At 63.8% G+C, this 25,045-nt stretch carries 22 protein-coding genes; 8 read left to right on the top strand and 14 right to left on the bottom strand.

From position 1 onward, the window contains the following. The first annotated feature begins 24 nt into the window (after nt 1-24). Nucleotides 25-798: a GntR family transcriptional regulator gene (locus ABQM86_RS06120; RefSeq protein WP_207596656.1), complete on the top strand. Its 774-nt coding sequence runs from the start codon at nt 25-27 to the stop codon at nt 796-798. A 22-nt stretch (nt 799-820) separates the two neighbouring features. After that, nucleotides 821-1,717: a ribokinase gene (locus ABQM86_RS06115; protein WP_369746163.1), complete on the top strand. Its 897-nt coding sequence runs from the start codon at nt 821-823 to the stop codon at nt 1,715-1,717. Nucleotides 1,718-1,724: 7 nt separating this feature from the next. On the opposite strand, the gene ABQM86_RS06110 is transcribed toward ABQM86_RS06115, so the two are convergent. The 3 genes from ABQM86_RS06110 to ABQM86_RS06100 all read right to left on the bottom strand — a co-directional run bounded on the left by ABQM86_RS06110 (nt 1,725) and on the right by ABQM86_RS06100 (nt 4,185). Beyond that, nucleotides 1,725-2,009: an acylphosphatase gene (locus ABQM86_RS06110; protein ID WP_207596654.1), complete on the bottom strand. Its 285-nt coding sequence runs from the start codon at nt 2,007-2,009 to the stop codon at nt 1,725-1,727. Nucleotides 2,010-2,099: 90 nt separating this feature from the next. Continuing rightward, nucleotides 2,100-2,996, bottom strand: coding sequence for a glycosidase (locus ABQM86_RS06105; RefSeq protein ID WP_337340859.1), 897 nt, complete (start codon nt 2,994-2,996; stop codon nt 2,100-2,102). Nucleotides 2,997-3,153: 157 nt separating this feature from the next. Then, nucleotides 3,154-4,185, bottom strand: a complete 1,032-nt coding sequence (locus ABQM86_RS06100) for an adenosine deaminase (protein ID WP_207596652.1) — start codon at nt 4,183-4,185, stop codon at nt 3,154-3,156. An 83-nt stretch (nt 4,186-4,268) separates the two neighbouring features. On the opposite strand from ABQM86_RS06100, the gene ABQM86_RS06095 reads away from it, so the two are divergent. From ABQM86_RS06095 to ABQM86_RS06085, 3 genes are all read left to right on the top strand, one after another. Beyond that, nucleotides 4,269-5,183, top strand: coding sequence for an MSMEG_6728 family protein (locus tag ABQM86_RS06095; RefSeq protein WP_369746162.1), 915 nt, complete (start codon nt 4,269-4,271; stop codon nt 5,181-5,183). Nucleotides 5,184-5,316: 133 nt separating this feature from the next. Beyond that, entirely contained in the window at nt 5,317-5,679 is a 363-nt protein-coding gene (locus ABQM86_RS06090; protein WP_207596650.1) for a DUF1622 domain-containing protein, read from the top strand. After that, on the top strand, nt 5,676-6,707 hold the full coding sequence (locus tag ABQM86_RS06085; protein WP_337340860.1) for an alpha/beta hydrolase: 1,032 nt from the start codon (nt 5,676-5,678) through the stop codon (nt 6,705-6,707). Before ABQM86_RS06090 ends, ABQM86_RS06085 begins: the two co-directional genes overlap by 4 nt. Nucleotides 6,708-6,759: 52 nt before the next feature. Here ABQM86_RS06085 and ABQM86_RS06080 read toward each other — a convergent pair whose 3' ends face one another. Further along, nucleotides 6,760-9,114, bottom strand: coding sequence for a Tex family protein (locus ABQM86_RS06080; protein WP_369746161.1), 2,355 nt, complete (start codon nt 9,112-9,114; stop codon nt 6,760-6,762). A gap of 88 nt (nt 9,115-9,202) precedes the next feature. Here ABQM86_RS06080 and ABQM86_RS06075 point away from each other — a divergent pair, with 88 nt between their 5' ends. Then, nucleotides 9,203-9,499 carry a hypothetical protein gene (locus ABQM86_RS06075; RefSeq protein ID WP_207596647.1) on the top strand — a complete coding sequence of 99 codons (297 nt, stop codon included), beginning with the start codon at nt 9,203-9,205 and terminating at the stop codon, nt 9,497-9,499. A gap of 51 nt (nt 9,500-9,550) precedes the next feature. On the opposite strand, the gene ABQM86_RS06070 is transcribed toward ABQM86_RS06075, so the two are convergent. Further along, a complete protein-coding gene (locus ABQM86_RS06070; RefSeq protein ID WP_207596646.1) occupies nt 9,551-9,985 on the bottom strand; it encodes a CBS domain-containing protein in 435 nt (144 codons plus the stop codon). Between the two features lie 336 nt (nt 9,986-10,321). Between ABQM86_RS06070 and ABQM86_RS06065 the strand changes: the two genes are divergently transcribed. Next, nucleotides 10,322-12,511, top strand: coding sequence for a hypothetical protein (locus tag ABQM86_RS06065; protein WP_369746160.1), 2,190 nt, complete (start codon nt 10,322-10,324; stop codon nt 12,509-12,511). Between the two features lie 32 nt (nt 12,512-12,543). Here ABQM86_RS06065 and ABQM86_RS06060 read toward each other — a convergent pair whose 3' ends face one another. After that, complete coding sequence (locus tag ABQM86_RS06060) at nt 12,544-12,996, bottom strand: nucleoside deaminase (RefSeq protein WP_207596644.1); 453 nt, start codon at nt 12,994-12,996, stop codon at nt 12,544-12,546. 110 nt (nt 12,997-13,106) lie between these two features. Here ABQM86_RS06060 and ABQM86_RS06055 point away from each other — a divergent pair, with 110 nt between their 5' ends. Next, nucleotides 13,107-16,667 (top strand): TM0106 family RecB-like putative nuclease, encoded by a 3,561-nt coding sequence (locus tag ABQM86_RS06055; RefSeq protein WP_369746638.1) that lies wholly within the window; start codon nt 13,107-13,109, stop codon nt 16,665-16,667. On the opposite strand, the gene ABQM86_RS06050 is transcribed toward ABQM86_RS06055, so the two are convergent. The 8 genes from ABQM86_RS06050 to ABQM86_RS06015 form a co-directional block, all read right to left on the bottom strand. Continuing rightward, complete coding sequence (locus tag ABQM86_RS06050) at nt 16,664-17,473, bottom strand: triose-phosphate isomerase (protein WP_369746159.1); 810 nt, start codon at nt 17,471-17,473, stop codon at nt 16,664-16,666. The genes ABQM86_RS06055 and ABQM86_RS06050 overlap by 4 nt on opposite strands. Before the next feature lie 3 nt (nt 17,474-17,476). Further along, nucleotides 17,477-18,826: an MFS transporter gene (locus ABQM86_RS06045; RefSeq protein WP_207596643.1), complete on the bottom strand. Its 1,350-nt coding sequence runs from the start codon at nt 18,824-18,826 to the stop codon at nt 17,477-17,479. 163 nt (nt 18,827-18,989) lie between these two features. Next, a complete protein-coding gene (locus ABQM86_RS06040; RefSeq protein WP_207596642.1) occupies nt 18,990-19,754 on the bottom strand; it encodes an SDR family NAD(P)-dependent oxidoreductase in 765 nt (254 codons plus the stop codon). Nucleotides 19,755-19,774: 20 nt separating this feature from the next. Further along, nucleotides 19,775-20,764, bottom strand: a complete 990-nt coding sequence (locus tag ABQM86_RS06035; protein ID WP_369746158.1) for a 3-hydroxyacyl-CoA dehydrogenase family protein — start codon at nt 20,762-20,764, stop codon at nt 19,775-19,777. Between the two features lie 2 nt (nt 20,765-20,766). Next, nucleotides 20,767-21,249: a ribose-5-phosphate isomerase gene (locus tag ABQM86_RS06030; RefSeq protein ID WP_369746157.1), complete on the bottom strand. Its 483-nt coding sequence runs from the start codon at nt 21,247-21,249 to the stop codon at nt 20,767-20,769. Beyond that, nucleotides 21,246-23,006, bottom strand: a complete 1,761-nt coding sequence (gene dhaL, locus ABQM86_RS06025) for a dihydroxyacetone kinase subunit DhaL (protein WP_369746156.1) — start codon at nt 23,004-23,006, stop codon at nt 21,246-21,248. Before dhaL ends, ABQM86_RS06030 begins: the two co-directional genes overlap by 4 nt. Nucleotides 23,007-23,010: 4 nt before the next feature. Beyond that, on the bottom strand, nt 23,011-24,012 hold the full coding sequence (locus tag ABQM86_RS06020; protein WP_369746155.1) for a sugar phosphate isomerase/epimerase family protein: 1,002 nt from the start codon (nt 24,010-24,012) through the stop codon (nt 23,011-23,013). A 180-nt stretch (nt 24,013-24,192) separates the two neighbouring features. After that, a complete protein-coding gene (locus ABQM86_RS06015) occupies nt 24,193-24,891 on the bottom strand; it encodes a GntR family transcriptional regulator (RefSeq protein ID WP_207596637.1) in 699 nt (232 codons plus the stop codon). Nucleotides 24,892-25,045 lie beyond the last annotated feature (154 nt).

The following is a 25,045-nucleotide window of genomic DNA, read 5'->3' as shown; positions in this document are numbered from 1 at the left end:
TAACCCATCTCAAGTGAGGCACCCTTGACCGACAACGCCGTCCAATTCCTGTCACGACCCATCGCTGCCCAGCCAGGTCAGCCATTGCGCGTCGCGGCCTACTCCCGCATCGCTGAGGCCATCCGCACCAAGATCCTGCCGCCTGGTTCGCTGCTCCCCACGGAGACCGAGCTGGGCACCATGATGGACGTCAGCCGCACCGTGATCCGGGAAGCGCTGATGTTGCTCGAAGAAGACGGCCTCACCCGGGCTCGGCGCGGCGTCGGCCGCTTCGTAGCGGATTCGCTTCCCCGTATCGGCATCGAACACATCCGCCCGTTTGACCAACTCCTTGGCGGACCCGACCAGGACATCCAGGTCAAACGGGTCGCGGCGATCAAGCAGCCGGCGTCGGAATTCGTGGCTCCCGGCATCGGCGTGCAGCCTGATGAAGACGTGTGGTTCTGGGAAAGCGTGCTCATCCGCAACGGTGAGCCTGTTGCCCACCTCCAGGAAAACGTGGCCCAAGGGATCCCCGAAGCCCAGGCCCTGGCCGAAGCGGCAGAAGCTCCCACCCTTTCCGCGTCCACGCTGCTCGAAGTCCTCAGCGGACTTCCTGGGGTTTCCCTCGGACCCGGCGAATGTGAAATCAGCCTCAGCACCGCAGGTCCCAGCCGTGCAAAGCTGCTGGGCCTCCGCCCGTCCGACCCCGTACTGGTCCTGACCCAGTACGTGCGCCGGAACGGCAACGCCTTCTACCTCGCCAAATGCCTGGTGGCTGCCAAGGCCGGCCACCTCTCCGTCATCCAGTCCTCCTGAAATTACCCGTAAAGGACCTTCCATGAGCACGTCCCCTCAGTTTGCCGCGCCCTCATCCCTGACCGTGGTGGGCAGCATCAACCTCGACATCACGGCCACCGCCGACAGGCTCCCCTCACCGGGTGAAACCGTCGGCGGCGGCATCCTCCGCCAGCAGCCCGGAGGCAAGGGCGCCAACCAGGCCGTTGCGGCGGCCCGGCTCGCGGGTACTTCCCGCATGGTGGGGGCAGTGGGCCAGGACGACGCGGGACTCAGCCTCATCAGCGCGATGGCGGGTGCCGGCGTCGATGTCCGGGACATTGCCCGCGTGGATGCCGCCACGGGAACGGCGCTGGTGCTGGTGGACAGCGAGGGCGAGAACCAGATTGTGGTCTGCCCCGGCGCCAACGGCTCCGTGGCCTTGAACGGTGTCTCCTTCGGTGACGGCGAGGCCCTGCTCTGCCAGCTCGAAGTGGACCAGGACCTGGTGTTGGAGGCCGCCCGCCGAGCAAACGGATTCTTCGCCCTGAACGCGGCCCCGGCCGCACCGATCCTTCCCGAACTCCTGGAACGCTGCGACCTGGTGATCGTGAACGAGACAGAGTACGAACTGATTCCGGCCCTTCGAAATGCCCCGCTGGTTGCCGTCACTTACGGGGGCGACGGCTCAGCCATCTTTGTCGATGGAGAACGAGTGGCCGAGGGCCCGGCCGTACGTGTCACGGACATTGCCAACACCATTGGAGCCGGGGATGCTTTCTGTGCCGCTTTGGTCCTGGCACTCCAGTCCGGCCTTGAGTACGGTCACGCACTGGCCGTGGCGAACGCCGTCGGCGCGGATGCAGTCCGGGATGCTTCATCCCAGCCGGCGCTGAAGCCTTTGGAGCATTACATCGAAGCGACCCGGGCAGCCCTCCACGCAGGTTCGGCCACCAAATAATCAGTCGCTAGTCGGTGATCCTGAAGTCCTCGAAATCCCTGGTGGCCTCCGAGACTTCGAAGTCCACGTTCTCCACCCGGCCCGGCGCCCGTGTTGAATGCAGCCACGTCACCATGCTGTCAACGTCTGCCGCTGACCCCTCTGCAACCAACTGCACGGATCCGTCATGGTTGTTTCGGACCGTTCCCGTCAGCATGAGTTCTTCAGCTTTCCTGGCAGTCCAATAGCGAAAACCCACACCCTGGACAACGCCGGTGATGCGGGCTGTGAGGCGAACGGTTTCGTCAGTCATGGACCCACCTTAACGAATCCCGCCCTTGTTCGGCCCCTGCCGTTCAACGGCTCATGGGACGAACAAGGGCGGGATCCAGCCAGGAAATACTCAGCCGATCACAATGTCCCGCGTCGCGTGGCTGTACGTGATGGTGACGGGGCCGCCGTCGTGGTTCAACTCGTGGTTGGCGCCATCGCGGGCGCCGAACGCACCATAGTTCTCGTCCCACGACCGGTTGAGCGCGATCTTGTACGTGTAGAAGCCGGCAGGCAGTTCAGCCGTGATGGTCCACACCTGGACCAGCGGGTTGAACTCCATCTGGGCTTCGTCGTACTGCGGCGCCCAATCTTCGGGCGCACCGAGGATCTTGTTGAAGTCACCGGCAATCGCGACGGCCTCGGGCTGCGGCACGGTTTCGACGGCGGTCGCCGCCGCTGCCTTGGCCGGCGCCTTCCGCGTGGACTTCTTCGCGGCAGGCGCTGCCTTGGCTGTCGCAGCCTTGGCTTTCGGCGCAGAAACCTTGGCAGCGGCAACCTTCGGCTCGGCGACCTCAGCAGCCGCCGCCTTGGGCTCGGTGGTCTTTTTTGCAGCGGCCCGCTTGCTGGCAGCTGCCTTCCTGGCCGGAGCCTTTACCGGCGGGGCCGTCGGAACCGGAACGTCGGCTGGTACCGGAGTTCCGGCGTCGAGCGCTGCCGCAAAAGCGGCGACATCAGGGAACGCCACCGTCGCACGCAGGCCGTCCTCCGGAATGGTCCAGCCGGAACGGCCCTTGACCAGCCAGCCGGCCTTGACCAGCTTGGCCGATGCCGAGGTAAGGGTCTTGTGGCCGCGGGGGATGCCGCCACTGAGGAGTTCAGCCTCGTGGTCATTGAAAGGTACGCGGACGATCGCTTCGGCCAGGACCTCGCCGGCGTTGAGGGTTGTCTCGGACCACACGCTTTCAGCGAGGATGTCCAGTACGGCCTTCAGACGAAGGTTGGTGTTCTCGGCGGTGTTCGCGCCCATGCTTCTCCTTCAACGGGTGAATACTTTCTTGCAGTTTGCCAATGAATTGTTAATTCCCGCGACTGCAGAAGGTAAACACCGTGTGTCGTGACCGAGTGTGACATTGCGGACGCCGCAAGTGATCCACGGGTATCGGCTGACTGGGTTTATGGGCCGTTTAAGCGTGGGGTACCGATGCCTTGACCCATTCGGTGACCTCGTCCAGCAGCACCGATTTCCGGGCGTCACTGGCGAACGAAGAACGGATGGAGTTGGCCGCCAACGTGGCCTGCTCCGGTACGGAGAACTCCAGGACTTTGGCCAGCTGCTCAAAGTTGTCGTCCACATAACCACCGAAATAGGCGGGGTCGTCGGAGTTCACGCAAACGTTCAGGCCGATGGCGAGCATTTCGGGCAATGGGTGGTCCTCCAGCTTGTCCACTGCCCGCAGCCGGACGTTGGAGAGGGGGCACACTGTCAGGGGCACCTGCTCAGCCACCAACCGCTGCACAACGTCCGTGTCTTCCATGCAGCGGATGCCGTGATCGATCCGCTCGACATGGAGCACATCCAACGCCTCAGTGATATAGCTGGCCGGGCCTTCCTCGCCCGCGTGGGCGATCCTGCGCAGCCCGGCCTCGCCGGCGCGCTGGTACAGGCGCTCAAATTTCGACGGCGGATTGCCCACCTCTGCGGAGTCCAGGCCGATGCCGGCAATCGGAGCCTTCATGGCCAGGAGCTGGTCCAACACTTCGAGGGCGGAGTCCTCGGACATGTCCCGCAGGAAAGCGGCGATGAGGAGGGTGGAGACACCAAAGTCTTCTTCGGAGGTGGCCAGGGCGTTGGCCACACCATTGACGCAGGTTTCCAATGCCACACCCCGGGAGACGTGGGCTTGGGGGTCCATCATGATTTCCGCGTGGCGCACTCCCCCGGCGGCTGCCCGCTTCAGGTAGGCACGCGTCATGTCAGTAAAGTCCTGCTCGGTTTGCAGGACGGCCATGTTGGCGTAGTAGAGGTCCAGGAAGGACTGAAGATCCGTGAACTCGTACTTCTCTCGGAGTTCCTCGATGTCTTGGTACGGCAGCTCGATGCCGTTTCGTTCGGCCAGGGCAAAGATCAACTCTGGCTGGAGTGTCCCTTCGATGTGCAGGTGCAGTTCGGCAACCGGGGGCGCCGTGGTGACAGTTTTCTCGTCAAAAGTTTCCACCCTGCAACTCTAGGCCCCAACAAAGGCACGTGTCCCGGAGCACTCAACTTGGTTCTCACGCCCGGCACCCTCAAACTGAAAGGATGCAGACTTTCCTCCCCTTCGCCGATTTCCGTGAGAGTGCCAAGGCTCTCGACACCTCAAGGCTCGGCAAGCAGCGCGTCGAAGCACTCCAGGTCCTCCGCGCTTTGGTGATCCCGGAGTACGGTTGGCAGCAGCACCCCGCCGTGCGCATGTGGATGGGCCACGTCCCTGCCCTCACCATGTACGGCCTGGCCATGGCAGACGAATGGATGGACCGCGGGCACCCGGACAACACGCGCGCGAACATCGCCGAATTCGCCCCGCAGGCAGCCCACCCGGACTACGCTTCCCGGATTGTCATGCCGCCGTGGCTCGGACACGAGGACCTGCACCTCAGCCACCGCTCCAAACTGTTGGGCAAGGATCCCAAGCACTATGCGGAGATTTTCCCCGGCATCGAGGAAAAGCTGGAATACGTGTGGCCCGAGCCCAAGCACGAGTTCCACCCGGAGGACCCGGAAGAGGACCGCCTCCTGATCCTGCGCTCCAACGTGGAGGACCTCCGCCCGGAGCAGCTCACCACCGTCAGCATGCCGCCGCACGGCAAGGCCAAGTCCACGCCTGTTGCGGACCCTGACGAGTACCAGTTTGTGTACGCGGAGGAGAAGTCCCGCCGGCAGGTAGGCGGCCCCAAGAAGCGCCCGGTGGCACCGCGCGAGAAGAAGCCTACGCGGAAGCGCCAGGCACAGGAGCGGGCCTTCAACACCTTGCCCGGCAAGACCGAATTGGCCGTTCCGTTCGATGATGGCCAGACGTTCGCCGTTGGCTTGATCCAGGGCCGGCCCATCACGGTGGATGGCCGTTTCGCCCGCAACTTCGAGGTCACCAACGTGATCAAGCGCTCAGACTTCGACTATCCCGCGCTTCTGCAGGATCCCCGGGTCTTCTTCCCGGTCCCGGCACCCGCGCTGTAGCGGCAGCCTGCAACATCGCACGACTCAACAGCGCACGACGACGGCAGCCAGGTTCTGTTTTTACAGAACCCGGCTGCCGCCGTCGTTGGTTGCTGTGTGAGACGGTGGAGACACGCAGCTATGGAGGAGGGCCATGGATTTCCAGCACGTCATCGAAGAAGTCGGCCGGTACATGGACGCAGCCGGGGTGGCGGTCATGGTGATCGGCGCACTGGTTTCCATTCCGATGGCCTTGCGCGGCTACCAGCCAAAGCGCGCCGCCGGCCTCACACCGTTCTCTCCCTACCGTTCCTACCGGCAGCTCCTGGGGCGGTCCATCCTTTTGGGGCTCGAGCTCCTGGTGGCCGCGGACATCATCCGGACCGTCGCCGTCACTCCCACTTTTGAGAGCGTGGGCGTCCTCGCGATCATCGTGCTGATCCGGACCTTCCTCAGCTTCTCGCTTGAGCTGGAAATCACTGGCCGCTGGCCCTGGCAGAAGGAAAAGGACGCATGAGGCAGGAATGGGTCCCGGACATTCTTGGCGAAGGCTTTGAGCAGCAAACGCTCAACCTCGACGGCGGCGCTGTCGCCACCGTGGTGCGGTACCTAGGAGCCGAACCAGAGTGGCCTTGGACTGCGGGCGGAGCTCCCGTCAACAGTGCAATCGACGCAGACGTCCTCTACGTACACGGCTGGTCCGACTACTTCTTCCAACGCCACGTCGCTGAGTTCTGGCACCGGGCCGGAGCACGCTTCCATGCCCTGGACCTGCACAACTACGGCCGCAGCCTGAGCCCGGGCATGGTGCCGGGATTCGTCACCGACCTGGCCGACTACGACGCTGACATCGCAGCAGCACTGTCAGCGATGGGACGCTCAGGTGATCCTGGGCGGGATCGGCCGCTCATTCTTTTGGGGCACTCCACTGGTGGGCTCACCCTCAGCCTGTGGGCTGCCCGTCATCCTGGAATGGCGTCGGCGTTGATCCTCAACAGTCCCTGGCTGGAATTCCAGGCGACTGAGCTCGGCCGGCGGGCGATCGCACCCTTGGTAGGCCTCCACGCCCGGCTCCACCCCTTGGCACCACTGCCGCCAGTAGATCCGGGCATCTATACCCGGGCCGTGTCAGCCACCCTCGACGGCGAGTGGGACTACAACCTCGAGTGGCGGCCTGACCGGGGCTTCCCTGTCACGCCCGCATTCCTTGACGCCGTATTCCGCGGCCAAGCCACCGTCGCAGCGGGACTGGGTATCGACGTTCCCGTGCTCGTGCTGCTCTCGGACAAGAGCTATCTGCAGCCAAAGTGGTCCGCTGATGCACTCACCGCCGACGTCGCCTTGAACGTTGACGCCGTGGCCCACCGCTCGCTGTCCTTGGCGGACACCGTCACGGTGAGCCGGCTGCCGAATGCCTTCCACGACATTTTCCTGTCGCCCGAACCTGTCAGGCGACAGGCATTCGAACGCATCGGACGTTGGCTGCCTATGGCCCTCCAGCCTTCGGACGCAGAAGTGTGGGACGCCAGGACCGCAGGCCTGTAGGGCCCGCGGTACCTCCCGGCTCCTGATACTTCCTGCTACTTCCCGGTTCCGGCTACTTCCCGAGTCCGGCCCGGCGCAGTGCTTCAGCCATGGCCGTGTTCGCGGCCTCCGGAGCCTGCCGGGGCTTGCTTTGCCGTGCGCCGCCATGACGACGATCACCCTGCCCGCCCGAAGCACGCCCGCCGGAGCCGCGTCCGGCAGCGGCGCCGGGTTCGTCGTCGAGCCTCAACGTCAGGGAGATGCGCTTCCGCTCGGGGTCGGCTTCAAGGACCTTCACCCGGACCACCTGGCCGGACTTCACTACTTCGCGGGGATCCGAGACGAACTTGTTGGACAGCGCCGAAACGTGGACCAAGCCGTCCTGGTGCACTCCGACGTCGACGAAAGCGCCGAAGGCAGCCACGTTGGTGACTGTTCCTTCCAGGATCATGCCGGGCTTGAGGTCGGAGATCTTCTCGATCCCTTCGGAGAACGACGCCGCCTGGAACGCAGGACGCGGATCGCGGCCCGGCTTCTCCAGTTCGGACATGATGTCCTTGACCGTAGGCAGACCGAAGGTGCCGTCCACGAAGGCCTGCGGATCCAGCGCCGCGGCGGGCCCACCGCCTGCTGCGACCAGAATCTTGCGGGCAACGGAGTAGGCCTCTGGATGGACACTGGAGGCATCCAGCGGCTCCGCTCCCCCGGTGATCCGGAGGAAGCCCGCGCACTGTTCAAAGGCCTTGGCGCCCAGACGCGGCACCTTCTTCAAGTCGCTGCGCTTGGCGAACGGGCCATTCTCGTTCCGGTAAGCCACGATGTTCTCGCTCAGCAACGGGCCAACGCCGGCAACCCGGCTCAGCAGCGCTGGCGATGCTGTGTTCACATCCACCCCCACGGCGTTAACGCAGTCTTCCACCACGGCATCCAGGGACCGGTCGAGCTTCGCGGCGGTGACGTCGTGCTGGTACTGCCCAACGCCGATGGACTTCGGCTCGATCTTGACCAGTTCCGCCAGGGGATCCTGAAGGCGGCGGGCAATGGACACGGCACCGCGAAGCGATACGTCCATGCCCGGAAGTTCGGAAGCGGCCAAGGCAGACGCCGAATACACGGAGGCTCCGGCTTCGGACACCACCAGCTTCTGGATCCCCTTGGAGCCGGAAGCTTCGAGGGACTTGATGAGCTCCGTGGCCAGTTTGTCCGTCTCGCGGGAGGCGGTTCCGTTGCCGATCGCGACGAGTTCCACGTTGTGCTGCCTGGCGAGCCGACCGAGAGTGGCCAACGCTTCGTTCCACTTGTTCGCTGGGGCATGCGGGTAGATGGTGTCTGTGGTGACTACCTTGCCCGTACCGTCCACCACGGCCACTTTCACACCGGTCCGGAGCCCCGGGTCCAAGCCAAGCGTGGCCCTGTTCCCGGCAGGAGCGGCCAGCAGGACGTCGCGCAGGTTGGCGGCGAAAACGCGAACAGCTTCATCTTCGGCGTCGGCAAACATGCGTCCGCGAAGATCAGTGGTCAGCCGGTCCAGGATGCGTCCCCGCCAGGCGAGCTGAGCGGTTTGCATCAGCCAGGTATCGGCGGGCCGCCCCTGGTTGGCGACTCCGAGGCACTTGGCCACAGCGTTCTCGTACTTTCCGCGGGCGGCGGCCAGGGCGTCGTCGTCGGCTGGGTCTGCCTCAGCGAGATCCAACTCCAGGACGCCGTCCTTTTCACCGCGCAGCAGGGCCAGCACGCGGTGCGAGGGCATGCCGGAGGGCACCTGCGTGAACTCGAAGTAGTCCTTGAACTTCTGGCCCTCGGCCTCCATGCCCTTTTTCACGCGGGACACCATGCGTCCCTGCTTCCAGAGGCGTTCTCGCAGATCTTCGGCGAGATCGGCATCCTGCCCGACGCGCTCCACCAGGATGGCGCGGGCTCCTGCGAGCGCCACGGTGGCGTCGTCGATGGAGTGCTCGGCATTCAGGTACTTGGCGGCCTCGGTAGCGGGGTCAAGCTGGGGATTGGCGAGCAGGACATCGGCCAGCGGCTCCAACCCGGCTTCGCGGGCTATCTGGGCCTTGGTGCGGCGCTTGGATTTGAAGGGGAGGTAGATGTCCTCCAGGCGCGCCTTGGTATCGGCACCGACGACGGCGGCTTCCAGCTCCGGGGTCAGCTTGCCTTGGGCTGCAATCGCCTCGAGGACTGACTTGCGCCGTTCTTCCAGCTCGCGCAGGTATCTGAGCCGTTCTTCGAGGTCGCGGAGCTGGGTGTCATCGAGCGTCCCGGTGACTTCCTTGCGGTATCGGGCGATGAAGGGGACGGTGGATCCGGCGTCGAGCAGTTCCACCGCGGCCTTGACCTGCCAGGCCTTGACGCCGAGTTCAGCGGCGATCTGGGCGTGGATGGCGGTATCAGCTGACTGGTGTTGGAGATTTAAAGTCACCATGACAGTTTGCCTCACGTGGCCGACAGTTTCCGAAGACGGGTAGCAGGAAGGCCTATCCCGGGGACGCTGATAGTGCTGTAGTTGGACCATGCAGGAACTGCTGATCATCCTTCAGGACGGATTTGATGCCGATGACGTGACCGTCACCGTCAACGGCAAGGAAGCCGTGTCCGAGCACGGCATTTCCACCAAGATGCTGTTGGGGATGGCCGACGAAGTCACGGTGGAACTTCCCGCCAAGGGTGCCACCGTGGGGGTGGAAGTCAGCAGCAGACAACTCAGCGCAACCAGGAAGCTCGTGGGGAAACCCAAGAGCCTGATCGTCTCCATCGAAGAGGGCGAACTCGTGATGCGTGAAGGAACGGGCCGCGAGGCCTTCCTCTGAGGGAAGGCCTCGCGGCGGCTGGAGTGGATACTGGGAACCGCTGTGACTGGCTCAGCGGGACATGTGCTCCTTGGCCGAGATGTGCTCCACCATCTCGCCGAGGCGCTGTTCCGCGTAGTGGTTGCGGGCGATATCGCCTTGGCTGATGATGCCCACCAACTTGTGGTCGCTGATAACGGGCAGGCGGCGGACTTGGCGTTCCTCCATCATGGTGACGGCCTCGTCCACGTTGGCATCGGCGTCCACCCAGTAGGGCTTTCCGGTGGCGAGCTCGCGGGCAAGGACTTCGCGGGCATCCTTACCTTCGGCCAAACACTTGACCACGATGTCGCGGTCGGTGATGAAGCCGGTGAGCTTGCCGTCGCTGCCGCAGATGGGAAGTGAACCGCAGTCCAGATCCCTCATCAGCATGGCGGCTTCCTGGAGAGTTTTATCCTCGGCGATGCACTGCGCATTCGTGGTCATGAATTCACGTACGGCACTCATGGGTCCTCCTTCATCGATTGGGGTGATCGACGCGGGGCCTTCGGCATGGTTCCTTCGGCTCCGAGCGCCGATGATGCCAGCCTACGCCCGGCGGGTACCGCTGACCAGATCATGGGGACCCTCTGGAGGCCAAAAAATGGCCGCGTTTCTCTAGATATAGTCCATTCGCTGGAGTATCCTCAGTGTGGGTTACACACGGCTTCCGGGCATCGGCCATTTCGTCTCATCTGAGCCTCATCACGCGCACCCCGCCCCGCCCTGGACCGTCATGCCGCCTCTGCGCCAAGCGCGCGGGCGATCGCATATTTGACTGCTTCAGCGTGAGAAAGATCCCCCATGGACACCCCCAACGTCCCCAGCACCTACTACACCCCTGCCCCCGCCTCCGATCTTTGGAGTTGCCGCCAACCCAGCACGGTCAGCGGACGCTATGAAGGCTTTCAAGGCAACCCCGGCCCCATCGGGAGCGCCCTGGACCTCCGGCTGGACATTGACGCCCGCAACGGGGTCGAGTCCCCGGTCATGAACAAGGTCAGCGGCGATCTGTACAGCACCCGCTTCGTGAAGGTCGCCGGCGTCAACCAGTTGGTGAAGACGTATGTGGAGTCCTGGATTGTGGACACGCCTCTTGTGACATTCACAGATACCGACGTGCATATCGTCGGGACCGTCCGCTATTGGAAAGGAACCCACCCTGCCACCACGGTGGACATAGTGGTCTCGTGGTCCTCCGGTGCTGTGACCGGGGCTGTTGCCACGTTGACGTCCGGCGGGATCCTCGGCCAGCCCTATGCGTGCTCTTACCGTTCGGAAGCCTTCCGCGACATGAACCTGGAGTTGGACTACTGCTCGTCCGTGGACATCGAGCCCAAGGTCCCCGTCTACAACAGCCATGCCCACACCAACCGTCCCCCTGACCTGCCCCACCGGACCATCACCATCGAGTCCTCATACAGGGATGCCGGGATCGCGGTCACTATCGATCCGGTGCACACAGTCATCGACGACACCGCGCCAGGCTTCGCTTCCTGGAATGTCGGCGAACTCCACGACGCCATGGAAACCTCGTTCGGCAAGTACAACTCGGGGTGGCCCGCGTGGAACATGTGGGGCATCCAGGCCGGCATCTTTGACAGCGCGGGGGTGGGTGGCATTATGTTCGACGCCGCTGCGGGCTTTGGCGGCGCAGGTCGCGGACCGGACCGCCAAGGTTTTGCGGTCTTCCGGAACCACTCCTGGTTCACCAACCTCGTCTCCAATCCGGTCACCCAGGATCAGGCGTGGGCCATGCGGCACTTCCTCTACACCTGGGTCCACGAAGCCGGGCACGCGTTCAACTTCCTGCATGCCTGGGACAAGGCCCGCCCGGACTCGCTGTCCTGGATGAACTACGACTGGAAATACGATCAGCGCAACGGCACTGACTCCTTCTGGGGCAACTTCCGCTTCCGCTTCGACGACGACGAACTGCTCCACATGCGCCACGGAGACCGCGCCTCCGTGATCATGGGCGGCGATCCATGGGCCTCCGGAGGGCACTTGGAATCCCCTGCCGGCGCCATGACGGTTTCCGGTCCGGGCAGCGACGTGGAACTGACGCTCTCCGCAAAGGACCATTTCGACTACATGGAACCTGTGTCCATCGAGTTCCGGTTGCGGAATACCACTGACGTGCCGGTTATGGTGGACGGCCGGCTGGACCCCCGCTATGGCAACACCACCGTGTACGTCCAGAAGCCCAACGGAACCGTGATCCTGCATGAATCAGTGGTCTGCTTCTACGGCCTCCCGGAAATGGTCACGCTGGCACCGGCTCCGGTGGGCGACGATGACGGCAGCGATCGCTTCAGCCAGCTGGTCCACCTCGCATACGGAGTGGAGGGCTTCGCTTTCGACGAGCCGGGGCAGTATCTGGTTCGCGCCATCTATTCCACGGACGGCATCGTACAGGCGTCCAACACGTTGCCGTTGCGCGTTGGTTTCCCCGTCACCAGGGAAGAGGACCGCTTCGCTCCCGAGTTCTTTACCCGGGAAGTTGGCCTGACCTTGGCGTTTGAAGGGTCCATGTCACCCTATTTGGAGAGAGGGTTGAATGCCCTGACCGAGGCCGCCGAACGCTTTGGCGGTGAGCCTTTGGGCGTCAAGGCGGCCACCGCCGTCGCGCAGTCTGTGGGCGATGATTTCTATCGCCGCAAGGACGAAAAGATGGTCAAGCACCATAGCGCTGATCCCCAGCGGGCGCTGGCGCTGACCGACGCCGGCCTCGCCGGCTATCAACAGTCTGCCGGTGCGGCGAGCAACCTTGCCTACCGCGGCCTGGTGGAACTGCGCACGGAACTCCATGCGAAGGCGGACAACAGCGCCGCCGCAAGGTCGGAGGTGGAAACCCTCGCAAAGGACCTGGGCGCCCGGGGCGCCAACTCCACCGTGGTGGCCCAGATCAAGGAACTGATTTCCCCCACTCCGACGACCCGGTCCCGCCGGGCGGCGCCGAGGAAGCCCGCCAAAAAGTCGTCGGATGGCTAGCTGGTATATGGACCCTTTGTAGCCGGCGACGGTTATTCCGCGATGTCCTCTGCCCACAGTTCAGGGTGCTCGTCCTGGAACGAGCGCATCATGTCCACGCAACGGGGATCGTCCAGGACCACCACCTCGACTCCACGTGAACGCAGGAGGTCGAATTCGCCGGGGAAGGTCTCGGCTTCGCCCACGACAACCCGCGGGATCTTGAACTGGATGATGGTTCCCGTGCACATCGCGCAGGGCGCCAGGGTGGTGTAGAGCGTGGTGTCGCGATAAGTCTTTTGGCGTCCGGCCGCCCGGAGCGCGGACATCTCGCCGTGCGCAATCGGGTCGCCGTGCTGGACACGTTCGTTATGGCCACTGGCGACCACCACGCCGTTGCGGGCCAACGCGGCACCGATGGGAATGCCGCCCTCGCTAAGGCTCTTTTGTGCGGCCTGGAAGGCGGCTTCGAAGGCTGGGTCCACGGTGGGGGCTGAATCGGTCATGGGTGCAGTCTAAAGTGGCCGATGCTGTTTTGCCGGAAGTCATTTTGTCGGTGCCCGCTGATAGCTTGGCTACAAGGATTTCAACCGGCATGGAAGGAAGGTGGGTCGCTGTGTTCTTTCTCGATCCGGAGACGGCGGGCGCCCCGCAGGACTTAGTCTTCTCTGCCAGCGACCTCGTCATTGCAGCAACCTGCGAGTACCAACTTCTCCGCAAACTCGACGAAAAACTCGGCCGTTCGCCCAAGCCGGACTTCGCGGCAGACGCCATGTTGGAACGTACCGCCGCCCTTGGCGATGTTCACGAGCATCGGGTACTGGATGGGTTCGTAGACAAGTTCGGGCACTGGGATGCGGCCACCGGAAGGGGCGTTTACGACGTCGTCCCCGCCACGGTGATGGACCGCGCCACTCTTTCGGCAAAGCACGCGGAATCCATCGAAGCCCTGCGCTCCGGAGCGGATGTGGTGTTTCAAGCCGCTTTCTTCGACGGTGAGTTCCATGGGCGTTCCGATTTCCTGGTGAAGCAGCCCGGCGGGCTTTTTGCGGTGTTCGATACCAAGCTGGCACGTCATGCCAAGGTCACAGCCCTCCTGCAGCTCGCGGCCTATGGAGACCAGCTGCTTAAAGCAGGAATCACTCCGGATCCCACCGTCACCCTGGTGCTGGGCAACCGGGTCCACAGCGACCATCCCCTCTCGCAGATCCTCCCTGTGTTCAAGGAACGGCGTCAACGCTTCCTTGGCATGACTTCTGCGCATGCCTCGGAGCCGGGTCCGGTGGAATGGGGCGACTCCCGCTACTCAGCCTGCGGCCGCTGCGACTATTGCGCCGAACAGGTCCAACTGCACCGCGATCTCCTCATGGTCGCGGGCATGCGCATCAGCCGCCGTAAGAAGCTGCTCGAGTCCGGCATCACCACCATCGACCAACTCGCCACCATGCCGGCAACCGGAGACTCCACGCAACTGAGGCTCCGCGAGCAAGCCCAACTGCAAACTGGTACCGGCAGCCCTGACGGCACCGTCACGTACTCGGACAAGTCCGGAGAAACCAAGGCCATCAGTTACAACGTCCTCCCGGACAACACCCTCGGCAGGCTTCCCGCGCCGGACCCGGGCGACATCTTCTTCGACTTCGAAGGTGATCCCCTCTGGCAGGACCCCGCCACGGGCAAGTGGGGACTGGAGTACCTCTTCGGCGTCATCGAAAACCCCGTGGCTCCCGGGACGGAGCCTGTGTTCCGCCCTTTCTGGGCGCATTCACGCGCTGAGGAAGGCCAGGCATTCGTCGACTTCCTGGACTACGTAGCCCAGCGCCGTGCCAAGTATCCCGGTATGCACATTTACCACTACGCCTCTTACGAGAAAACGGCGCTGCGGAACCTGTCCCTGACGCATGTGGTGGGCGAAACGGCCGTCGACGACCTCCTGCGCCAAGGAGTCCTGGTGGACCTCTTTGACACCGTCCGGCACAGCATCCGGGTCTCCGAGAACTCCTACAGCATCAAGAAACTTGAGCCACTGTACATGGGCCAGCGCCTGCGCTCCGGGGACGTCACCGACGCCGGAGCTTCCGTGGTGGCCTACGCGGACTATTGCACGGCCCGCGACAATGGGGATCGCGGGCAAGCTGCCGCCATTCTCGATGGGATCAGGGACTACAACGAGTACGACTGCTTGTCGACGCTGGAGCTGCGCAACTGGCTGCTTGCCCGTGCTGCGGAGCGATCCATCGTTCCCGGCAGCCCTGTGCAGGAGCAACCACAGCCAGACACCGAGCCGGAGAAGTACGAGGCACCGCCCGAAGAGACGGCGCTGTTCGACTATGTGGCCGGCCTGCCCGTGGAGCAACAGACAACGCCGGATTCCCGGGCCATCGGCATCGTCGCAGCCGGCGTCGGGTACCACCGCCGCGAGGACAAACAGCACTGGTGGGAACACTTCGACCGTCTGGAAAAGCCGACCTCGCAGTGGGACGAATCCCGCGACCAGTTCTTGGTTGACCACTCGGAGTTGCTGCAGGACTGGGCCAAACCAACACCTCGCAGCAACCCTGCCCGGATCGTCAAACTCCTGGGCCGGTCCGGTGACGGCGCGGGATTGGATCCAGGCAGGAAGTACTTCAGAATGTATGCGTCTCCGTTGCCGGATGCTCTTGCTGCCAAGGAATCCTCAGTGCTGGGCCGTGCGGGTTGGGGCGGGACGGAGGTTATCGAGGTCGGTGAAGAGGGCGACCTCGAGTCCGTCACCATCGTCGAGAAGCTTCGAAAAGACTCCACGGAGTTCGTCCAGACCCCTATGGCGCTGACCCCTGACAGCCCGATTCAGACAACCGGGCAACGGGCTGCGTTGGCCGCATTGGCCACCAAGCTCCGCGCGGCGTTGCCTTCCTGGCCCAAGGATCCTGCCTTGGACCTGGTGCGCCGACTGCCGCCAAGGCTGCGCACCCTCGCCAACCTTCCAGCAGTCCCCTCCGGCCCCGATGGCTACATTAATGCCATCACAGCGGCGGTCAAGGACCTGGACCATTCCTACCTGGCCGTCCAGGGTCCTCCCGGCAGCGGGAAGACATATGTTGGCGCCCACGTGCTGGCCAGGCTGGTGGCCGACGGGTGGAAAGTCGGCGTCGTTGCGCAATCCCACGCCGTAGTGGAAAACATGCTCTGCGCTGCCGTGGAGAAGGCGGGTATTGATCCCCGTCTGGTGGCCAAGGACGTCAAGCACAACGATCCTGTGCCGTGGACCAACTGTGCCAAAGGCGACGTGGAAGAGCTCTTGTCCCAGCCGGGTGGCGCCTTGATCGGCGGCACCGCGTGGACCATGGTGGGCAAGGAAGTCCCTGCCGGATCGCTCGATCTCCTGGTCATCGATGAAGCGGGACAGTTCTCGCTGGCCAACACCATGGCTGTCAGCCGGGCCGCCACGCGGCTCCTGCTCCTCGGTGACCCGCAGCAGCTTCCTCAGGTCACTCAAGGCAAGCATCCGGAACCCGTTGATGAATCGGCCCTGGGTTGGTTGTCGGATGGCTACAACACTTTGCCGCCCCATCTGGGCTACTTCCTGGCGTTGTCATGGCGTATGCATCCGGAATTGTGCAGCGCAGTGTCAGAGCTGTCCTACGACAACCGGCTCGAGGCTGCACCTGCCGCCACCCTGCGTGAACTGGAGGGGGCGAGCCCCGGAATTTCCTGTGTCTACGTTACGCACAACGCCAACTCCACTGCCTCGCAGGAAGAAGCTGTTGAGGTTGTCCGGCAAGTCCAAGCCCACCTCGGCCTGAAATGGCTGGACCCTTCGGACTCCCCGGAACGCCGCTCCCTCGAGGAAACCGACATCCTCGTGGTAGCGGCGTACAACGCCCAGGTACAACTCATCAAACATGAGCTCCGGTCTGCCGGCCTCAGGACAGTGCGGGTAGGTACCGTGGACAAATTCCAAGGCCAGGAAGCCCCGGTGGTCATCGTCTCCATGGCCGCATCAGCCGCCGGCGAAGTTCCCCGCGGCATGGAGTTCCTGCTGTCCCGCAACCGGATCAACGTGGCGGTGTCGCGCGGTCAGTGGCGTGCCGTCGTCGTGCGTTCGCCTGAACTGACCAACTACCTGCCGACCCATCCGGAAGGCCTCGAAAACCTCGGCGGTTTCGTGGCCCTCTGCCAGCGAGCGGCCCTCTAAGACCGGCTGGCGATATCCAGAGCTTCGTCCAGGACCCGGCCGAAGTTGCTGGCGTCGTGCGCGAAGCGGCCAAGGAAAAGCCCGGAAACCCCGTCCAGTTGCGGCAACAGGCCGGGTTTCGCCGACCCGCCATAAATGATGGGAAGCCCGGCCAGCGCGTGCCGGGCAAGCACCGAACGCAAGGTACCGACGACCCGCGAAACATATGCCGCTGAGGCAGGCTCAGGAGCGCCGATCGCCCAGACGGGCTCGTAGGCGACCACAAGCTTCGAGGCAAGGGACCAGTCGCCGGACACTGCGGCTTTGATCTGCCCGAGTACCGTGTCCGCGGCTGCCTCCGGTTCCAGCATCTCGGACTCTCCCACACACAGCAGCGGAGTCAGCCCGGCATCGACGGCTGCACTGACCTTGAGAGCGATCATCGCCTCATCTTCGGCAAAGTAGCGCCGCCGCTCAGCGTGACCGATTTCCACCAATCCCACTCCAAGCTCAGCGAGCATGGACGGTGACACCTCACCTGTCCACGGCCCATCGGCCCAGCCACAGTTCTGAGCGCCCAAGACCAGTGACGTGCCGTGAAGCATATGCGCCGCTGCGGGCAACACTGGATGCGACGGGATCACGAACGGGACCACCCGCCCGGCCGCGAGGGCCGGGCGGGCGTCTGCTTCTGCCACCAATTGCTCCAGCCACGCCAAGCTCTGCCCGTAGCCCATGTACATCTTGGTGCTGACGCCAATGAATACCGTGTCCAGCGCGGCGTCCTTCGCAGAGTCCGCAGCAGAAGGGAAAGCAGGCAGGTTCACGACCTATTTCTCCAGCAGTTCGTCGGCCTTGTTGCTGAAACGCTTCGTACCGAACATCAGCAGCGCGGCCAGGAACGGCAGGACACCCAAGGCGTAGACACCCATGGTTCCGGTGTCCGAGGCCGTGACCTGGTTGACCGTAGTCCGCAGGATCGGCGCCACGAAACCACCCAGGTTTCCGAGGGAGTTGATCAGGCCGATACCGGCGGCCGCGGCAGTTCCGGTGAGGAACGCCGTCGGATAGGACCAGCAAATGGGGCCGGTGGACAGGAAGCTGCACACCGCGAGGGTGATGAAGATGATGCCCAGGGCCGGCATTTGGTTGGCACCGGCCCACGCGGAACCAAAGATGCACAGGCCCGTGGAGATGAACAATGCTGTACCCCAGCGACGGCGGCGCGCCACGGTGTTGGCTGCCTTGCCGATGAAGTAGCAGGCGAAGATGCCGAAGAACCACGGGATGGCCGCGAGGAGTCCGACGGCGATGCCCACCTTTTGCCCGGTCAGCTGCGCCACCTGCTGTGGCAGGTAGAACGTCACGCCATACACGGCCACCTGCAGGCAGAAGTAGATGACCGTGAAGTACCAGACCCGGCCGTTACGCATGGAGGCAAGGACGCCACGAGGGCCGGATTCCTCCTTCACGGTATCTTCGAGCGCCATGACATCGGACAAAGCCCGTTTCTCTTCCTTGGTCAGGAACTTGGCATCCTGGGGACTGTTGATGAGGAAGAAGTAGGCGGCAATACCGGCCAGGACGGCGAGCATGCCCTCAACGAAGAACATCACCTGCCAGCCTGCGACGCCCGGAACCTGGTCGCCGATGTTGATGAGCCAGCCGGACAGGGGTGCACCCATCATCTGGGAGAACGGCTGGGCCAGGTAGAAGATGGCGAACATCTTCACACGAACCTTGTTGGGGAACCAAGCCGCCAGGAACATGATGACGCCGGGGAACAGACCGGCTTCGGTGACGCCCAGCAGGAACCGGAGGATGATGAAGGACGTTTCACCCTGGACGAACGCGAAACACGCAGAGACGATGCCCCACGTGATGGCGATGCGGGCCAGCCACACCTTGGCACCAAATTTGGTGAGCAGCAGGTTGCTGGGAATCTCGAACAGGGCGTAGCCGATGAAGAAAATGCCGGCACCCAGGGCGTAAGCCCCGGCGGTGATGCCCCTGTCCACTTCCAGCGCAGCTTCGGCGAAGCCAACATTGGTGCGGTCCAGGAAGGCCACCACGTAGAGGATGACGAGCATCGGCATGAGTCGCCGCGAAGCTTTGGAGATCGCCGATTTGAGGACCGGCGTGTCCAGCAACTCCTTGGTGGAATTGGTGGCAACAGACATTGAAACTCCTCTTTGAGTGACAGGAAATGACCAGCGCAGCGCGGTCAGCCGCGCACAGGCGCGGTCAGCGCGGGAAGAATATGAGCACCAGGCCCACGGCGCAGGCAAGGACGCCCACGGCAAGGTAGATCTTGCGTTCTCGAGTCCAGGTCCGCATGACGGCCTAGTGCATGTACAGTCCGCCATCCACATTCAGCGTCTGGCCGGAGATGTATCCGGAGTCCTCGCTGATGAGGAAAGCGATAGCGGCTGCGATGTCACGGGTGGAGCCCACGCGGTTCACCACAAGGTCCTTGGTGAGTTCATCCTTGCGTTCCTGGCTCAGCGTGCCACCCATGATGTCGGTGTCGATGGGGCCCGGAGAAATGGCGTTGACGGTGATGTCGTATTCGCCGAGCTCCCTGGCCGTTGCGCGGGTCAGGCCAATGACGCCGGCCTTGGCCACGGAGTACGGGGTCTTGGAGAAGGTGCCGCCGCCGCGTTGAGCGGACACGGAGGAAATGTTCACGATGCGGCCGATGCGGTTCTTGACCATGGACTCGGCCACACGGCGGGTGGCGTAGTGGACGCCGTTGAGGTTGATGTTCAGGACCCGGTCCCACTCAGCAGGTTCGAGTTCCAGGTAGCCAACAGGCGAGCTGACTCCGGCAACGTTGGCCAGCGCGACAATCTGCGGCAGTTCCTTTTCAAGCTCGTCAATGGCGGCGCGGACCTCGGCTTCGCTGGCCACGTTGGCACCAACGCCATGGGCCTGGACGCCATATTCGGCGGCGATCTCTTTGGCTGCGATCTTGCATGCGGCGTCATCAAGGTCGATGATGCCGATGTTCCACCCTTGGGCAGCCAGGTAATTCACGGTGGCACGGCCGATGCCGCGCTCGGAAACGGCGCCGGTGACAATTGCTGTGCGTTCTGCGGGGAAAGTCATAGGTCTTCTCCTGAAAGGTCTTAGTTGATGGGGGCGGGGCCGAGCTCTTCAATGAGCTTCTGCATGGCCACGTAGGCCTTGTTGCGGTAGGCGATGAGTTCCGGAGTGCGTTCGGCGGGAACATTGAGGAAGCCTGCACCGGTCTTGGTGCCCAACTTGCCTGCGTCCACCAGGTCCGAAAGGATCTTCGGCGTCGCGAAGCGTTCCGGGAAGCCGGTCTGCAGCGACTTGTAGCAGAAGTTGTACACATCCAAACCGGCCATATCCGCGATGGCGAACGGGCCGAAGAAGGGCAAGCGGAAGCCGAACGTCGTACGCACCAGCGTGTCGACGTCGTCCGCTGTAGCGACTCCCTGCTCCACCAACTGCGCGGCTTCGTGGAACAGCGCGTACTGCAGACGGTTCAGTACGAAGCCGGTGACGTCCTTGACGACGGCGGTCTGCTTACCGGCCGCGTGGACCAGCTCGCGGGACGCGGCAACCGTTGCGGCATCCGTGCCGGCGTGCGGGATGATCTCGACGCCGGGAATGAACGGTGACGGGTTGGAGAAGTGCACACCCAGGAACCGCTCCGGGTTGGTGACGGCTTCTGCCAGTGCGCCAATGGAAATCGTGGAGGTGTTGGAACCGATCAGGGCGTCCGGGCGGGCAGCGGCACTGATGCGGGCGAGGGTTTGGTGCTTGATGTCCAGGACCTCAGGAACGCACTCCTCAATGAAATCTGCGTCCGCAACGGCCTCTTCGATGTCCTTGGCTGCCCACAGATTCTGCTTGAGGATCTCCGTGGACCCTGCCGGAAAGAGCCCGTCGGCGATGAACTGCTCCGACTCCTCCAGCAGGCGGTCGTAGTTCTTCTGCGCGACCTCGGCAGAGACATCGGCCAGGGCAACACGTGCCCCGCCAAGAGCCAGCACCTGGGCGATGCCGCCACCCATGTAGCCGGAGCCGACGACGGCGATCTTCCGGGCTGCGTTGTCGGCTGTAGCTTCGGTTGTCTCGGGAGTGGTCATGATCAGACTGCCTTCGTGTAGTCGGGCTCGTACGAGCAGATGGCGTCCACCTTGGCGGCGGAGGAGGAGGTGTGGTCGAAGCGGTGGCCCAGCCACTCCCCTACGAGCTTTTTGGCCAGTTCCAGGCCAATCACCCGCTGGCCGAGCGTGAGGACCTGTGCGTTGTTGCTCAGGACGGACCTTTCCACGGAGTAGCTGTCGTGGGCAGTGACGGCGCGGATTCCGGGGACCTTGTTGGCCGCGATGGCTACACCGAGGCCCGTTCCGCAGATCAACAGTGCACGGTCGGCTTCGCCTTCGGCCACTTTGCGGGCGGCGTCAACGGCGACGTGCGGGTACGCGGTGGAGTCGTTGAAACCAACGCCGACGTCCGTCACTGTTGCCACGCGGGGATCCGCTTCCAGCAACGCCATGAGTGCCTGCTTGTATTCGACTCCGGCTTCGTCATTGCCAACGACGATGCGCCAGCCTTCGGTGTTGCTCATGCTTGGGCTCCGTTCCCGGCCGACCGCTGCCCCGTGGGGGCAGCCGAGGCCAGTTGTGAATCGATGAATTGCGAGATCCTGGCGGCGATCAGCCCGAAGGAGACCGCCCCTGGATCGGGATGGCCAAGGCTCTTTTCCGCGAGCGGGCGTGCCCTGCCCTTGAGCGGGCGCAAATCCGCGGTTGTGGCGGCAGCGGACTCAGCAGCCGCAGCGGCAACTGCCAGCGCCCGGTCAACGGGAGCCCCGCCGTCGAGCTCTGTCAGGAAGGCGTCCCGGAAGGGCAGGAGCGCGTCCACCATGGTCTTGTCCCCAGGCTCTGCCTTGCCGAGCTCGGTGATGGCGCGGACGAACGCCTGTACAGCGGCCCCTGCGTCCTCCGATGTGTACGTTTCGCGGTTCCCGAGCGACAACCCGGCGGCGATGACCGCTGAGCCCCACAGGGCTCCCGAGGTTCCGCCGGCGCGCTCACTCCAGGCCTCGCCGGCTGCGGTCAGGACCCGCGCCGCGGATCCACCGCTCACAGCTTCCCCAGCCGCAGCTGCAGCGTCGACGCCGCGGCGCATGCCAATGCCATGGTCGCCATCGCCGGCGATCGCGTCCAGCTTGCCGAGTTCCTCTTCATGCTCGACGACGACGTCCCTCACCTGGGCGAGGACGGCCACGGCCAACTGCCCAAGGTCAGCCGCAGCGGCGGTGGGCTGTTCGACGTCGGCGGTTTCGGCGTCGTCGGCTGCGATGCCAGCACGGGGCGCGCGGGGCGCCATACTGCCCTTGCGGAACGCCGGAGTGTTCGCGGGTGCGGCCCAGAACTGCTCAAGCTCTTCGTCCAGCCACAGCAGCGTCAGCGACAGTCCGGACATGTCCAGGCTGGTTACCAGCTCGCCGCACTCGGGTTCAACAACGGTGAGTCCCGCGGCCGTGAGCAGCTTTTCCACCTTGCCGAACAGCAGGAAGAGTTCGTCGTACTTCACCGTTCCCAGTCCGTTGACGATAGCCACCACGCGGTCCCCGGCGTCCTCGGGCTTGTCGTTGAGAAGCTTCGACACAAGGAGTTCGGCCAGCTCGGATGCTGTGGGCATGGTGTGCTCGGAAATGCCGGGCTCGCCATGAATGCCCAGGCCGAGCGACATCTGCCCGGCAGGCACATGGAACAGCGGATCCTTGGCACCGGGAAGCGTGCAGCCGTCAAAGGCCACTCCCAGGGAACGGGTCCGATGGTTCGTCTTGATGGCCAAGCGTTCGACGCCGTCAAGGTCCAGTCCCGCCTCGGCCGCGGCGCCGGCAATCTTGAAGACGGTGAGGTCGCCGGCAATGCCCCTGCGCTTCTCGAGTTGTTCGATCGGCGCGCTGGCGATGTCGTCAGTGACGGTGACTGTCCGCGTTTCGATGCCCTCGGCGTTGAGGCGGAGCTGCGCCTGGCCGAAGTGCAGGACGTCCCCTGCGTAGTTGCCGTAGCTGAGCAGGACGCCACCGCCGGCGTTGGCAGCCTTGGCCACCCGATACACCTGGCCTGCCGCCGGCGACGCGAACATGTTGCCGCACGCCGAACCCGTGGCAAGTCCGGGTCCGACGAGTCCAGCGAAGGCCGGGTAGTGCCCGGAACCGCCGCCGACCACCAGTGCGACCTGGCCGTGGGGGACTTCGGTGGAGCGGACGACGCCACCGTCAACGCGGGCGACGTAGCCGCGATTGGCGGCTACGAAGCCGTCCAGCGCTTCATCGGCAAAATCTGCCGGGTTGTCAAAAATCCGGGTCATCTTCCTACACTCCTGCGAGCTGCGTTGCCGGTACCTGGCGTCCTTGGGCCACCTGGCTCTTGCCGAGTTCATAGCCTGCGGTCTTCGGCAGGACGTGGCGGCGGAGGTAATCCTGGTTGCTGGCCGTGACGCTGAGACCGTCGCCACCGTAGTGCTCAGTGCAGAGGATGCCCTGGAATCCGACGGACAGCGCGAACTTGAAGGCCTCGCGGTAGTTGATGAGACCGCTCTCCATCGGCGCCGGCATGGTGATGTAGCTGTCGCGCGCCACATCTTCGTCCCGGAGGTAATTCTTCATGTGCCAGTAGTTGGAGTACGGCAGGGTCTTTGCCACCATCTCGCGCCAGTCCTCGATGGGCCGGTGGAGGCGGATCAGGTTCCCGAGGTCCGGGTTCAGGCCGACGTTGTCCAAGCCAATGTCCTGGACCAGCTGAACCGAGGAGTCAGCAGTTCCGAGGTAGGTGTCCTCGTACATTTCCAGCGAGATCAGCACCCCCGCCTCTGCTGCGTGCTGACCGAGCTCGCGAAGGCGGGAGACGGCGTTGCCCCATGCTTCCTTGTCCCCCACCGGATCCTTATAACCCTCAACGGTCCAGAACCAGAGCTGTTTCTGCTGCTCTGGGGTGATGGCTTGGTGAAGCCCGAAGGACACCACTTCACAGCCAAGCTCGGCAGCGGCGTCGATGGTGCGGTGGCTGTAGGCGAGGTTGTTTGCCCAGTCCTTTGCGTGGATGATGCTGCGGCGGATAGCGGAGATGACGGGAACCCCGATGCCAACCTCGTCGGCGGTTTGCTTGAACTCGGCCAGCCGGTCCTTGCTGAGGTCGCCAGGACGAACCCAGCTGTCGGTGAGGTCCGCCTTGGCGAAACCGGCGTCCTTCACTTCCTGGAGGACTGCCGCCCAAACGGAAGCATCGGCGTCGTTGACGTGGTTTCCCGAAGCGTCGGTGCCGGGGAACTGCAGGAGGGCCGCCGTAATGGGCCAGTCCTTGGCGGTGTACGCCATAGTGATCACTCCTTCGTGGAATCCTGTTTCCTATAGGATTTACGAACCAAGCAAGACTGTCAACCCTTTTGCGAAACTTCCTAGATCCTATATGTCATACATTTGACTGTGAAGGGGGTCACGAAACCCAGCAGGAAGGGCCCGCCGGCAAGGGCCAGCGGACCCTCGTGGGTCCGGGAGCTAGTCCTCCGGAGCGTCAGCCATGGCCCTGCCACGAACCTTTTCGACGTGGTCGATCATCATCTTCGCGGCCTTGTCCGGATCGCCGCTGGCCATGGCGTCGAGTACGGCCTGGTGTTCGGCGATGGCCTGCTCGGCGTCGGTGATGCCCACTCCCCCGAACAGTCGGAACCGCTGGATCTGCCCACCCAGGGTGTTGTAGGCCGCGAGCAGGAACTGGTTGTTTGCCTGCGCGGCGATGAGTTGGTGAAAACGTTCGTCGGCCTCGAGATAGCTGCGGTACTCGGCAAAAGTTCCGCCCCGGGGTGCAGTCTTCAGGTCTTCGACGGCCTGCTTCAGGGCATCCAATCCCTCCGGCGTCATGCGCGAACACGCCAATTTTGCATTGACGGGTTCAATGGAGAGCCTGGCTTCCATCAGTTCCGCGAAGTCTTCGCGGGTAAACACGGGGGCAACCCTGTAGCCCTTGAGCGCCACCCGCCGGACCATGCCTGTGTGCTCCAACCGGGCCAAGGCTTCTCTCACGGGAGTCGGCGAGACGTCCAGTTCACGAGCCATCCCGTCGATGCTCACTGCCGCCCCCGGTTCCAAACGGCCGTCCATGAGCCACTCGAGGAGGGCTTCGTAGACGTGGTCGGCCAGCACTTGGCGGCTGACGGGAAAGCCAGCGCGGGCACCGGCCGGGGAAGGATCAGACATGCCACAAATCCTATAGGAAGCCGCGCTCGGGACCGGGCACGTGGTCCTGTCACCTTCCCTCACCAGCTGCCAGTCAATGGGGTGGCCACAGGTTAAACCACGACGTCGGCACTCAGGTGAGTGCCGACGTCGTGGTTTTACTGGGGGTGCTGGG

Source organism: Paenarthrobacter sp. AMU7 (genome assembly GCF_041200195.1).
In the GTDB taxonomy this organism is placed as follows: Bacteria; Actinomycetota; Actinomycetes; order Actinomycetales; family Micrococcaceae; genus Arthrobacter.
The sequence above is the reverse complement of the archived record's forward strand: the minus strand, read 5'-3'. Positions and strand labels throughout refer to the sequence as shown.

What these genes read in the sequence shown, in the direction of transcription:
- ABQM86_RS06080 (WP_369746161.1), bottom strand. Translation starts at nt 9,114, where the DNA reads ATGGTGACTTTAAATCTCCAACACCAGTCAGCTGATACCGCCATCCAC.
- ABQM86_RS06075 (WP_207596647.1), top strand. Translation starts at nt 9,203, where the DNA reads ATGCAGGAACTGCTGATCATCCTTCAGGACGGATTTGATGCCGATGAC.
- ABQM86_RS06045 (WP_207596643.1), bottom strand. Translation starts at nt 18,826, where the DNA reads ATGTCTGTTGCCACCAATTCCACCAAGGAGTTGCTGGACACGCCGGTC.
- ABQM86_RS06030 (WP_369746157.1), bottom strand. Translation starts at nt 21,249, where the DNA reads ATGAGCAACACCGAAGGCTGGCGCATCGTCGTTGGCAATGACGAAGCC.
- ABQM86_RS06060 (WP_207596644.1), bottom strand. Translation starts at nt 12,996, where the DNA reads ATGACCGATTCAGCCCCCACCGTGGACCCAGCCTTCGAAGCCGCCTTC.
- ABQM86_RS06110 (WP_207596654.1), bottom strand. Translation starts at nt 2,009, where the DNA reads ATGACTGACGAAACCGTTCGCCTCACAGCCCGCATCACCGGCGTTGTC.
- ABQM86_RS06090 (WP_207596650.1), top strand. Translation starts at nt 5,317, where the DNA reads ATGGATTTCCAGCACGTCATCGAAGAAGTCGGCCGGTACATGGACGCA.
- ABQM86_RS06115 (WP_369746163.1), top strand. Translation starts at nt 821, where the DNA reads ATGAGCACGTCCCCTCAGTTTGCCGCGCCCTCATCCCTGACCGTGGTG.
- ABQM86_RS06020 (WP_369746155.1), bottom strand. Translation starts at nt 24,012, where the DNA reads ATGGCGTACACCGCCAAGGACTGGCCCATTACGGCGGCCCTCCTGCAG.
- dhaL (WP_369746156.1), bottom strand. Translation starts at nt 23,006, where the DNA reads ATGACCCGGATTTTTGACAACCCGGCAGATTTTGCCGATGAAGCGCTG.
- ABQM86_RS06040 (WP_207596642.1), bottom strand. Translation starts at nt 19,754, where the DNA reads ATGACTTTCCCCGCAGAACGCACAGCAATTGTCACCGGCGCCGTTTCC.
- ABQM86_RS06065 (WP_369746160.1), top strand. Translation starts at nt 10,322, where the DNA reads ATGGACACCCCCAACGTCCCCAGCACCTACTACACCCCTGCCCCCGCC.
- ABQM86_RS06015 (WP_207596637.1), bottom strand. Translation starts at nt 24,891, where the DNA reads ATGTCTGATCCTTCCCCGGCCGGTGCCCGCGCTGGCTTTCCCGTCAGC.
- ABQM86_RS06070 (WP_207596646.1), bottom strand. Translation starts at nt 9,985, where the DNA reads ATGAGTGCCGTACGTGAATTCATGACCACGAATGCGCAGTGCATCGCC.
- ABQM86_RS06105 (WP_337340859.1), bottom strand. Translation starts at nt 2,996, where the DNA reads ATGGGCGCGAACACCGCCGAGAACACCAACCTTCGTCTGAAGGCCGTA.
- ABQM86_RS06085 (WP_337340860.1), top strand. Translation starts at nt 5,676, where the DNA reads ATGAGGCAGGAATGGGTCCCGGACATTCTTGGCGAAGGCTTTGAGCAG.
- ABQM86_RS06035 (WP_369746158.1), bottom strand. Translation starts at nt 20,764, where the DNA reads ATGACCACTCCCGAGACAACCGAAGCTACAGCCGACAACGCAGCCCGG.
- ABQM86_RS06095 (WP_369746162.1), top strand. Translation starts at nt 4,269, where the DNA reads ATGCAGACTTTCCTCCCCTTCGCCGATTTCCGTGAGAGTGCCAAGGCT.